At 40.9% G+C, this 12356-nt stretch carries 6 protein-coding genes and 3 tRNA genes; 4 read left to right on the top strand and 5 right to left on the bottom strand.

Annotated features, from left to right (window positions below):
* Positions 1-96 precede the first annotated feature (96 nt).
* From AC3Z9T_RS15740 to AC3Z9T_RS15730, 3 genes are all read left to right on the top strand, one after another.
* Positions 97-173, top strand: a tRNA-Met gene (locus AC3Z9T_RS15740).
* Between the two features lie 32 nt (positions 174-205).
* A tRNA-Met gene (locus AC3Z9T_RS15735) sits at positions 206-282 on the top strand.
* Between the two features lie 27 nt (positions 283-309).
* Positions 310-386: transfer RNA gene (locus tag AC3Z9T_RS15730), tRNA-Met, on the top strand.
* Between the two features lie 85 nt (positions 387-471).
* Here the strand turns inward: AC3Z9T_RS15730 and amiC are convergent.
* Positions 472-1719 carry an N-acetylmuramoyl-L-alanine amidase AmiC gene (gene amiC / locus AC3Z9T_RS15725; protein ID WP_490127036.1) on the bottom strand — a complete coding sequence of 416 codons (1248 nt, stop codon included), beginning with the start codon at positions 1717-1719 and terminating at the stop codon, positions 472-474.
* A 245-nt stretch (positions 1720-1964) separates the two neighbouring features.
* Here amiC and argA point away from each other — a divergent pair, with 245 nt between their 5' ends.
* Positions 1965-3308 (top strand): amino-acid N-acetyltransferase, encoded by a 1344-nt coding sequence (gene argA, locus AC3Z9T_RS15720; protein ID WP_490127035.1) that lies wholly within the window; start codon positions 1965-1967, stop codon positions 3306-3308.
* A 56-nt stretch (positions 3309-3364) separates the two neighbouring features.
* Here argA and AC3Z9T_RS15715 read toward each other — a convergent pair whose 3' ends face one another.
* The 4 genes from AC3Z9T_RS15715 to ptrA are packed head-to-tail and all read right to left on the bottom strand — an operon-like array spanning position 3365 to position 12353.
* A complete protein-coding gene (locus AC3Z9T_RS15715) occupies positions 3365-3934 on the bottom strand; it encodes a hypothetical protein (protein ID WP_490127094.1) in 570 nt (189 codons plus the stop codon).
* A 51-nt stretch (positions 3935-3985) separates the two neighbouring features.
* Positions 3986-5848: an exodeoxyribonuclease V subunit alpha gene (recD, locus tag AC3Z9T_RS15710; RefSeq protein WP_490127093.1), complete on the bottom strand. Its 1863-nt coding sequence runs from the start codon at positions 5846-5848 to the stop codon at positions 3986-3988.
* A complete protein-coding gene (gene recB / locus AC3Z9T_RS15705) occupies positions 5848-9459 on the bottom strand; it encodes an exodeoxyribonuclease V subunit beta (protein WP_490127034.1) in 3612 nt (1203 codons plus the stop codon). The genes recD and recB overlap by 1 nt, the downstream gene beginning before the upstream one ends.
* A complete protein-coding gene (ptrA, locus tag AC3Z9T_RS15700) occupies positions 9456-12353 on the bottom strand; it encodes a pitrilysin (protein ID WP_490127033.1) in 2898 nt (965 codons plus the stop codon). Before ptrA ends, recB begins: the two co-directional genes overlap by 4 nt.
* Positions 12354-12356: the final 3 nt, after the last annotated feature.

Here is a 12356-nt window from a genome sequence, read left to right as displayed (position 1 = left end):
TGAAGAACGATTTTTGTTCTATTTATGCGAAATTTTGAAAAAAAACACGAAAAAACTTGCATCAGATCTCATCCCGAGTATAGTGCCCGCATCGGACGCGGGGTGGAGCAGCTTGGTAGCTCGTCGGGCTCATAACCCGAAGGTCGTTGGTTCAAATCCAGCCCCCGCAACCAATAATTAGTTAGTGTCAAAAATATATTTCAGGCGCGGGATGGAGCAGCCTGGTAGCTCGTCGGGCTCATAACCCGAAGGTCGTCGGTTCAAATCCGGCTCCCGCAACCAATATCCCTGAAATATACCCTCTTCAGTCGCGGGGTGGAGCAGCTTGGTAGCTCGTCGGGCTCATAACCCGAAGGTCGTTGGTTCAAATCCAGCCCCCGCAACCAATTCTTTTATCTTCAATTGAATCCATAAATAAAAAAGGCAACTCACATTGCTGTTCGCCGCCCCTCTAAATTAAACATAGCCTTATTAATTTCTAATTGCCAGTTCACCACCATTACGGAAGTAAGCTTTAATTCCTTGGAAGATTGACTCAGCCATCTGCTGCTGGAATTTAGCTGTTTTGAGCTTACGCTCTTCCTCAAGGTTACTGATAAATGCTGTTTCCACTAGAATGGACGGAATTTCAGGAGCTTTAAGTACTGCAAAACCCGCTTGGTCTACTTTATTTTTATGTAGGCGATTCACTTTCCCCATGCGTTTTAATACTTCATCACCAAACTTCAAGCTATCGTTGATCGTTGCAGTCTGAACTAAATCAAGCATTGTATGATCAAGGTAAGCATCTCCGCTCTTACTCACCCCACCAATTAAGTCAGCTTCGTTCTGAGTTTGAGCAAGGTAACGGGCTGTATTACTCGTTGCCCCTTTGGTTGACAATGCAAAAACTGAAGAGCCATTTGCAGAACGATTGGTAAAGGCATCAGCATGGATGGACACAAACAAGTCTGCTTGCATTTTGCGGGCCTTCGCCACCCTAACTTTCAATGGAATAAATACATCTTCATTACGCGTCATATAAGCACGCATTTCAGGATCTTTATCAATCAACGCTTTTAGACGCCGTGCAATTTGCAACACCACATCTTTTTCACGCGTTTTATATTTACCTATTGCACCAGGGTCTTCACCACCATGCCCAGGATCTATCATAATAATAATTGGGCGGTCTTTGCCTGCTTTACCCGGTTTTTTGGCTTGAGCAGGCATTTTTTCTTCTAAATCGCCTTTATTGTAATCTTCTAGTAATGCAAGTAATGGATCATCCGTTGCATTGACTCCTTGTGGATAAAAGTCCATCACTAAGCGATTTTTAAATTCAGCAACTGGCCCCATGGTAAAAATTTGTGGGCTGACTTTATTTTTAACTTCGAAAACTAAACGTACTGTTTTTGGATCAAACTGCCCGACCCTGACTAATTTTAAGTGAGGATCTCGAGATTGAATTTGCGTTCCCATTTGCTTCAGAACATTATTCAGCTGCACCCCTTCGAGGTCGATAACTATGCGCTCGGGGTTATGCAATACCAACTGGCGATACTTTAACGGGACATTCGATTCTAACGTCACACGTGTATAAGATGATGCGGGCCAAATACGAACAGCAATAACGTTACTACTCGCAGCAAAACCGAATGGGCTGACGCTGAGCAACATAACTGCTGCAGCCCCTTTAATAAAGCGACGCTTAGATGAACTGTGCTCTTGGTGACTCATCAATAATTCCGAACCTAAAACATAATATCAGGTGATTTTAGAATAAAAGCCAAATAGAGGCCAGAAAGATAACTCTAACGAATCATTAGCATACTGTCATTAAGAATACACTTTTAAATATCTATATATGTAAATGCTAATAATAATAATGTTACAAACCTTATTTTATCTTTTACTTGATATTTATCGCCAAAAAGAATAAAAATACATTATTAGCGAATAAAAATTCACTTAAGAGGGTGGTTATGAAAGAGCGCAGCACCGAATTGGTTGATGAGTTTCGCCATTCGGTTCCTTATATCAATGCCCACCGCGGCAAAACATTTATTATTATGCTTGGTGGCGAAGCAATTGCGCATGAAAATTTTCCAAGTATTGTCAACGATATAGGTCTATTACATAGCCTTGGGATCCGCATTATAGTGGTTTATGGCGCTCGACCACAAATCGAAGGCATTTTAGCTGAACATAATTATGAAGCCGTTTATCATAAACATACTCGAGTCACTGACTCGAATACACTTGAATATGTTAAACAAGCTTCAGGGGCTCTATTGCTTGATATTACCGCACGTTTGTCAATGAGCTTAAGCAATACCCCATTACAAGGTGCTCACATCAATGTGGTCAGTGGGAACTTTGTCATTGCTCAGCCACTTGGCATTGATGACGGTGTTGATTATTGCCACAGCGGACGTATTCGCCGTATTGATGAAGATGCTATTAATAAGCAGCTCGACAATGGTTCTATCGTGCTGATTGGGCCGGTTGCTGTTTCTGTCACTGGTGAAAGTTTCAACCTCACTTCAGAAGAGGTTGCAACTCAACTTGCTGTCAAAATGAAAGCTGAAAAATTAATTGGCTTTTGTTCTTCACAAGGTGTGGCGGATAAAGAAGGCAATATTTTATCTGAATTGTTCCCAAATGATGCAGAAATTCGCATTCAAGAACTAGAGTCTGAGGGCGACTACTATTCAGGTACCGTTCGTTTCTTGCGTGGAGCTGCAAAAGCTTGCCGCCGTGGAGTACGCCGAAGCCACCTGTTAAGCTATCAAGAAAATGGCGCATTGATCCAAGAATTGTTTTCTCGTGAAGGTATTGGCACACAAATTGTTATGGAAAGTGCAGAGCAAATCCGTCGTGCCAATATTAATGATATCGGCGGGATCCTTGAGCTTATTCGCCCTCTTGAACAACAAGGGATCCTCGTTAGGCGCTCAAGAGAACAACTTGAGATGGAAATTGATAAATTTACCATCATTGAACGTGATAGTTTAATAATTGCTTGCGCTGCTCTATACCCCTACCCCGATGAAAAATTAGGGGAAATGGCCTGTGTTGCAGTACACCCTGATTACCGCAGTTCCTCTCGAGGGGAAGAATTGTTACATCGGGTTGCATTACAAGCTAAACAATTAGGGTTAGATAAACTGTTTGTCCTCACTACGCGTAGCATTCATTGGTTTCAAGAAAGAGGCTTCATGCCCGCAGAAATTGAAATGCTACCGCTAAAAAAACAAGCTCTTTATAACTATCAACGCCGTTCTAAAATTTTGATGCTCGATTTGAAAACACAAACAGATAAATAACTTTCAAAATGACTAACCTAGCTATTAGGTTAGTCATTCATTATTCAATCACTGTATTATGCTATTTGTACTACACGTGACTTTTCGCATAATGGGAAGCTATCAATCAGCGGCTGGATAAGTGCTGACATCTCAGCGAATGAAGAGCCATAGAAATAAAATGCCGTTTCTGTAGGGCCTTCCCAAACCCCATGTATTGCACCTATATCTTCAACTGCCTCATCCAATTTATCGAAAATGTCGTTGATATCACTATTTTCATAAACCTCATCAGATAACTCTGTACCATTGAGATACAGAGCCAGCCCTTCCTCATCACCAAACTCAATCATTGAGTCTTCGCCATGAATAACTAGGCGCGAGCCTTTTGGCGCTAACATTGATGAAAACAGTTGGATAATTAAGCTGATGTTTTCATCGCTCGCATCTGCAACGGCTAACTCAATATCACACTCTTCTGCTTCACCATTGTCCGACAGTAAAGTTCCACCACCTGTCACTTGGATCTCTTTTCCCATTCCTTGCATGACTTGTGTAAATGCATCCTCTAAATCAGCACGTCTTTCCGGCTCAATCCGAGCTTTCAATGTTACCGTCATCGCCGTCATTTTTTGCTGGTTTTCCATATCATTACCTTTTTGCATTTAAATCCGATTATTTTGCCAAAACTACTGGTGTTAATTTTCTTTGGCACTCAAAAGCTGCATTGCCAAACCACTACGCCGCTTGGTTGGTGTCTCGATAGCTCGACGTATAATTTTCATACCGCAATACAATGACAATTCCTTCTTTGCTCGAGTCATTGCTGTGTAGACAAGTTCTCGTGTCAACACAGGCGAATATACTTTTGGCAGAACTAATGCAGTATGAGTAAACTCCGACCCTTGTGATTTATGAACTGTCATTGCATACGCAGTTTCATGCAATGGTAAACGATTCGGCTGAATACCTTTGATTGTGCCATCAGGGTACTGAAAATAAGCCCTTAATGCACCATCTTCATCAGGAAGAATGATACCTATATCACCATTAAATAAGCCAAGTGGACTATCATTACGGCTGATCATAATAGGCCTTCCCGCATAGTGTTTATTTATCTGATTATACGGGCGGTGGATTAAACCCTGCCGATGAAGCAATTTTTCCAGTTTGTCATTGATACCAACGACTCCGTAAGGCCCATCTCTCAAAGCGGTCAATAACCGATATTGATTAAATTTATATAAGACCTCAGAAGGTGTTTGCTTAGCTTTTACTGCTAGTAAGTAGTCTTGATAAAAACCTGCTGCAGCGATCAACATTTGCGCATAGTCGTTTTCATCTTGCTGCAAGTACGTATGCACATCAGCTAGTTCACTATTTAATAATTTCTCAGCGCACTTTATATCACCTTCATTTACCGCGAAAGCTAACTGACCTATTCCAGAAGATGCAGAGAAACGATAACTTTTGCGCAGTAAGCACAAACTATTTCTAATTAGAGGCCCTTTTTCAGAGGTAAAATGCTCAAGTGAATAATGAGTCAATTGAGATAATTCAGAGGCTCGTTGAGGACTGTACCCTACATCAGCAAATTGACAAATATCACCAAGCACAGCTCCCGCTTCTACCGATGCTAGCTGATCTTTATCACCTAAAAAAATTAATTTTGCATGCTTAGGTAAAGCTTCAATCAGCTTGCCCATCATAGGTAAATCAACCATCGACGCTTCATCGACAATTAATATATCCAGCACTAATGGGTTATCTTGATTATAACGAAATTGCTGGCTTTCAGGTTGAGCACCTAATAATCGATGTAGTGTTTTAGCCTGACTCGGTAACATACCTCGTTCTTTATCATTGAGCGGTAAGCCATTGAGTGCCACGCCTAACGATTCTGTTAGCCTTGCAGCCGCTTTCCCTGTTGGCGCTGCGAGCTCAATTTGAATGGTTTGCTTATTATTAACAGCGAGTTTAATCAAGGCAGCGAGGATCCGCGCAACTGTCGTGGTTTTCCCCGTACCTGGGCCACCTGAAATTACTGAAACCTGACTAGTGACTGCAACTGCCGCAGCAATCTTTTGCCAATCAATTTCCTTTGAGGAGGGAAATAGCTCGTCTAATATGAGTTTAACTGCTTGATTATCATACTGAGGTAACGAAGTGTGGGAAAAAAAAGCAGAAACACTTTGTTCGTATTGCCATAGCCGCTGAAAATACAAGAAATGATCGGATAATATTAACGGTGATAGCTCCCTTTCATCAGCTAAAGAGACAAAAGAGGCGTCCTTGACTGTTTGATAAATAGTTTCAGTATTTGGTTCACCGATTGCCAGCCAAAATTCATGAGCTAGTTCAGGATGCCTTCCCGCAAACAAGGTATCAACACTAATCTCAGACAACGCTAAACAAACATGTCCAGTCATAGTTTCGGAACTTAATAAGGCCGCAGTAAATAATAATAATGGGCTTTGCCCTTCAGCAACACTGTAAGCAAACTGGACATCAAGAGGCGTGAATAAATGCTCTTCGAGCGCTCTGTTAAACAGCTCTTTCATCATTTTTCTTGTTCCTCTTGTGTTTCCCGAAACAGCTGATCAAGTTCATTGATAAACAGCGAGTCTGGCCGATAATAGAAAATGCCATTTTTCGACCCAGCCTGCTCAATGCCTCGCAAGAAGAGATAATAAACACCACCAAAATGCACATCATATTGATAATTTGGCAATCGTTGTTTTAAATAACGATGTAATGCCAGCGAATAGAGTTGATACTGTAAATCATAACGATGATCTATCATGGCTTCAGCCATTGCCGCTTGTGTATAGCTCTCAGCATTTTCACCGAGGTAGTTGGATTTATAATCAAGGATATAAAACTTACCCTTCCATAAAAATGTCAGATCAATAAACCCTTTCAAAATACCTTGAACTTTCTCAAAGTTCAGAGGTGGGCATACCTTGGATAATGGGTCATAGCGGTGAGTAACTTGATCAAACTGTTTAGCGTCTAACAAACTCTCAATAGGTAAGTAAAACTGCATTTCATCGAGCATATCATTTGGAGCTAATGCAGATAAACATAAGCCGTCATCACTAAGCGGTGCTTGGAGGATCGCTGTCAGCCATGACTGTAGCATTTCAGCCCATTTTGCCTCAAAACCAGATAGTTCTAGTTTTTCTACCAGCCACTCTAATGAAATCTGTTGTGAAAAATCAATCTCTTCCATCAACTCATGTAAGAAAGTGCCCGGCGCTGCTCCTCTAGGGAATTGGTGAGGCGTTAAAACGAGCTCAATGACTGATGGAAGAGAGGTATCAATACTAGCTTCAGTATCCATTGTTGGTGCCAATGAGTTCGCCAGCTGTTCAGCGCTAATTACCTGTTCATTTTCAACATGCCCACTGCTGTAACTTAAGCCCGAATAACTAGTCACTCGCCATTGATCATCGAAAAAGCGTGTAATATTTCTTGCACAGAGATCTTCATCATCTACTTCACTTAAAGACAAAGAATTTGATTCAATATGCGCTATCTGTTCAACATTAATTACGCTGTTAGTAAGCTCAGCTAATCTTGTATTAAGTAGATTAAAATCTCCTGCTTCACCTTTTTGTACTAAATAGCCAAGAGCAGACAAATGCAAATCTGTTTCACCGCTTTTCTTACGGTTGCCTTTAATGATCGGAGCAATACCAACACTACAATGATAAATTGCACGAGTGAGTGCAACATAAAGTAAACGTAGATCCTCAGCTAAACGTTCTTGGTCAGCAAGAGCCACATTCTCTTCGCTATCCGATAAGTCTAAACGAGTGCCATAGTCTTCACGATCATGAAAGAGCGCTTTCGATTGCGGCAAAAAGTTACTCACAAAAGGCAGCCAAACAATTTTATATTCAAGCCCTTTTGACTTATGGATAGTACTGATTTGTACTAAATGTTTATCACTTTCCAACCGCATTTGTTGAGCATTTGACTGGTGATCAGGATGGGCTATTTGCTGCGTTAACCAGCGAACTAAGGTATGTTCCCCCTCAAGTTGCAAAGACATCTCTTGGAGCAGCTCACCAATATGCATCATATCCATTAAACGCCGCTCACCATCTGTCGCGCTAAGCAATGTTTCCGCAATATGCCGCTCAGCCATGAGAACTCGTAACATTGGCAGTACACCACGCTTGTGCCAAATAATCGCATAGCGAGTGAACTCATCGACTAATGCTTCCCATCTCCTTTCATCATAATTCAAGGTATCTATCTGCTGAGCATCTAAGCCTATAAGACCTGTAGCTAGCGCACAACGCAATACGCGTTCTTTTTCAGGAGATAGCACTGCTTGCAGGATCCATAACAGATCTCTTGCTTCTTGGGTAGCAAACACACTTTCACGATTTGATTGGAAAACAGACGGTATATTTAATTGATTCAAAGCATCTCGAATCAAAATAGCTTCCCGTCTACTTCTCACTAATACAGTAATATCTGCAGCAGAAACGGGTAATTGCTCCCCATTGCCATTTTGGAAAACTGTGCTTCCAGCCAAGCCGCCTTGCAACCATTCGCTGATTTTCCCAGCACACTGTGATGCCATGGTTTGTTCATAGTCAGAGATAGAGACGGCCTCCCTATCTAGCTGCCAAAATGTCAAAGCCGTCAATGGCTGGCCATTCTCCAATATTTTTTTATCTGCATTTTTTGTAGAAAAATTAACAGGCTTGAATGGTATTTGTTCAAATATAAAAGGGTTATCACAGTGCCCAAAAATATGATTTACAGCTTCAACCATTTGCTCAGACGAACGATGGTTTGTTTCTAGCGTATAATGCGCATTAACCTGCTTTTTCGCTTCTATATAGGTAAAAATATCCGCTCCACGAAATGCATATATCGCTTGTTTCGGATCCCCAATAAATAATAAAGCGCTATTTTCTACCTCACGATATATACACTGAAATATACGGTATTGTTGCGGGTCAGTGTCTTGGAACTCATCGATCATCGCCACGGGGAACCGCTGACTAATAGCCTCTGCAAGATACTGCCCACCTTGGCTTTTCAGTGCGTTGTCTAAGCGTGTGAGCAAATCATCGAATCCCATTTCACCACGTCGATGTTTTTCATGAGCAATATTTTGCCTCACTTCCGTAATCGCAAGAGGGATAATTAAATCTTTAACTGTCAATGATTGTGTAAGCAAGTGGTCTATTTGAATAAATACTTGATGCTCAGGACCTGCTCCGCTTTTCGATTTTTCATGTAGAGCTGCTTGAGAGAAGCGAATAAGCTCTTTAGGCAATTGATAATCTTGAGTCTCTTCCTCTGCCCAACTGGTCATTTTTTCTAGCCAACTGGGTAAGTAACGTGAGCTATAACTACGCTTATCTACATCTGAGTCAGTGATTAGTTTTTCAAACTCACCGCATCCACTCAACCATGTCGCCTTAACTTCGTTAATAAGCGAAATGATACGCTGATGCCGTTGTACAAATGTCTCTGCATCCTGTGCGCCATTCACAATATATGGCATATCGCCTTGCAAAAACGGCTTTATTTCTGCCAACAGTGCTTCAGGACTATTCCATTGTGACAAAATAACTTTTGCCATTGAATAATCGAGCGGGTAAAAATGACGGCGCCAAAAATCAGCGCAAGCTTGCTTTTGAATCGGTTGTTCGTCTTGGATCATGTTTTGTTCAAACAAAACACCCGATTCAAAAGCATTGTGTACCAACATTCTTTGGCAAAAACCATGAATGGTATAAATCGCCGCTTCATCCATCTGGCGCTCAGCTGTGAGTAACCAGTTTGCTGCAAACTCTCGCTGCTCAGGTGTTGGAATTTGTGAAAGCAGCTCTAGATACTCAGGCTGCCCTTCAAATCCTACTCCTTCGCGAATACAAGCGAGTCGCATATTGTGGATCCGCTCACGTATGCGACCACGTAATTCATTGGTTGCCGCTTCAGTGAAGGTCACAACTAATATTTCTTCAACACTAAGAGGGCGAGAGAAAGCATTTGCTTCCCCCAACCCTAATAGTAAGCGCAGATAGAGGATCCCAATGGTATAAGTTTTACCAGTGCCTGCCGATGCCTCAATTAACCGTTGACCTTGTAAAGGCAATGAAAAAGCATCTAACAGTTGAGAATCTATCTGCGTTTTATTCACTCTGCATCTTCCTTAATAGGTAAAACTTTTTGGAACGCTGAAGCATTTGGATAGAACACCCAGCCTTTCAGTGGTGCATATCCTATTTTCTCATCAACCCCCTGACCTATCACTTGGGAGGTTAATGCTAAACCTTTACGTTGCATCACCGCACGCTGATAATAATCAATGACTTGTTGTTGTGTTGTTTTACCAAATAACTCAAGAACTTTATCTCTAGTATCAAAGGTAAAAATATTACGACTAAAGTCAGATGAATAGCGTCCTACTTCTTCATAGAAAGTTTGTGGTGGTTGCTTCATTTCTGTAATGATGGATTGTTTATATTGCTCGAAATCTTGAGCTGGTAAATTTTTCAACTTGTCGAGAGTGACATTATAAAACTCTTGATAACGAGTATTTAAGTAATCAGGTGTTTTTGCATTACTTTGCAATAAGAAACCGACTCCCCACTGGTCACCTAAGCCAACTTTGAAGGCAAATACAGCATAACCAAGTTGCTCGTTAGTTCTCAGTTGATCATAGAACCATGGCTGAATAATATTAGACAGCAAACCTGATAAGACTGCGCCTTCAATACGGCTATATCCTTCAGGAATAAAAATTTCAGCTAACGCATTATCAGTACTTTGAGCTTGCTTATGGAAGTCAGCCAAATAAGGCTTGTCAACCACGACGATATCACCACGCCACCAGCTATTTCCTTTACTTTTCAGTAAATCATGCGCATCTTTAATAACATTAATACTTTGCTTATCAGTTAAGTTACCAATAACCATAGCTTGTAATGACGCACTCTCTACGACTTTGCTGCGGTATTCAGTGATATCTTTTAACGAAATACTGTCTAATGCCGACAGACGCTCTTCTTGCTCAAAATAAGGCACGGTATCAATACGGCGCAGTGGCTGCATTGCTATCTCATAAGCTTTAGCATTATTCGCCACCTTTATTTTTTCCTGATACCACGATTTAGCCTGAGCAAGCTCTCTTTCTGTTGGTTCAAAACTTAAATACAGCTTTGTCATTGATAAAAACAATTCAGGTAAATGTTGAGTATAACCACTCGCATTAAACTGTAATCCAAGACCCTGTGAAACGGACACTGACATACCCGCGACTGATGCTTGATATTGCAACTCATCCATTTTCAATGATGCAATATATTGCAGTAACGCCCCTGTCACCTGAGATTTTGCATCTTGATCACCAACTTTAGTTTTTAATAACAAGTTAATAGTTGCTTTAGGTTCATCAGCAAAATATTGGCTTGGCATATACAGCACACGTGTATTGCCTTCCTGATACACTAATTCAGGATGTTTATAGGTTTTTGCCGTTTTAATTAATGAGAGGTTATCTGGGATATATGGGTTCAATTCAGGTAACCTGAATTTCATTTGAGTTTCTAACTTAGCCCATTGAGTTAACTGCTTCTGGGTTATTTTATCAACCTGATAAGCCGCATCAACAAAGTAGGCTTTCTTATTATGTGGCTCGTCTGGACTGATAAACCAAATCCGTGCATCTTTAGCCGTTAGCTCAGATAATCTTGCATTTATTGCCGCAGGATCATACTTGTCAGCAATATAATCAGAATCTAACACATGGTTAACCGGTACATTGATCATTTGATCTGATAACCATTCAATATAGTTCATATCTCTGACAATAGAGCCATAACGGAATGATAAATTCAGTACATTCGCAATTTCATCAAAGTAATTTTTAGTTACACCTTCTTTTTTCAACAAATCAATATAAGCAAAAACAGCCGCAATAATTTCATCTCGCTCTGCTAGCCCTTTATCTGTCAAAGTAATATAGATAGAGAAAGTCCCATAATTACGATCTGTGTTTGGTGTCGCGGAAGCACTAATTCCTTCTGCCAGCCCTTCAGATACCAGCCAATCCGCCAGTGTACCTGGACTACGGTTCCCAATTAAATAACCTATGTATTCATCACTTTTACTGCGAAAGTCAGCCATATTGTTCTTGATACTGAACTCAAGCTGAATGGCTTTTTGTGGCTGAGCCGGAACATAGTGGATCACAATCCCTTTTTCATTGTCGGTAACAGCAGGAACATCTGTTGTTGGAGCTTTAACATTATGATCAGGAATACGCCCAAATGTTTCTACTGCAATTTTAGCAAGTGACTCAATTGATTGATCACCATATAGAACGCCATTCATCAGATTTGCTGAGTAATATTGCTTATAAAAACCCACTAACTCATCTTGCAATTTACTGTTTGGCTTATCTTTCAAGGTATCTAAATTTCCACCTGAAAAACGTGAATTAGGATGATTAGGATTCAACGTTTCAGAACGAACTTGCCATAGGCGCATACCATCACGAGAGCGGGCCATGGTCAATTCTGCATTAACAGCATTACGTTCCCTATCCGCATTCGTAGGATCCAGTAATGGTTCAGCTAAAGCGTCCGCTAACCTATCCGTTGCATCTTTTAATGCACTATTTTCAACCTCTAGATAGTAAGCGGTACGATGCGCTGCGGTACTTGCATTATGGCTCCCACCATGTTTCTGTAAAAACTCAGACAAACTGCTTGGCTCGGGATATTTTTTCGATCCCATTAACACCATATGTTCTAAATAGTGCGCCAACCCTAACTGGCTATCAGGATTTTCTAAACTTCCAACAGGAATAGAAACTGCCGCTAATGATTTAGTCGCTTTTGGATCAGATACCAATAAAACAGTCATACCGTTATTCAGCTTAACCGCTTGATAGGTTCTTGGATCATTTTCACTCTTATTGATAGTTTCAGGTAATACCTGCCAAAGGGGCTGAGCAATTACTCCCGCCCCCCAAACCATTAAGGTTATCAATAAGAAAAATTGAGCGATACTTCTGGACAAACGTAGCATCCT

The organism is Providencia sp. 6390 (genome assembly GCF_058148425.1).
Note: the sequence above shows the minus strand (reverse complement) of the source record. Positions and strands in the feature narration are given on the sequence as shown.

What these genes read in the sequence shown, in the direction of transcription:
- amiC (WP_490127036.1), bottom strand. Translation starts at nt 1,719, where the DNA reads ATGAGTCACCAAGAGCACAGTTCATCTAAGCGTCGCTTTATTAAAGGG.
- argA (WP_490127035.1), top strand. Translation starts at nt 1,965, where the DNA reads ATGAAAGAGCGCAGCACCGAATTGGTTGATGAGTTTCGCCATTCGGTT.
- AC3Z9T_RS15715 (WP_490127094.1), bottom strand. Translation starts at nt 3,934, where the DNA reads ATGGAAAACCAGCAAAAAATGACGGCGATGACGGTAACATTGAAAGCT.
- recD (WP_490127093.1), bottom strand. Translation starts at nt 5,848, where the DNA reads ATGAAAGAGCTGTTTAACAGAGCGCTCGAAGAGCATTTATTCACGCCT.
- ptrA (WP_490127033.1), bottom strand. Translation starts at nt 12,353, where the DNA reads ATGCTACGTTTGTCCAGAAGTATCGCTCAATTTTTCTTATTGATAACC.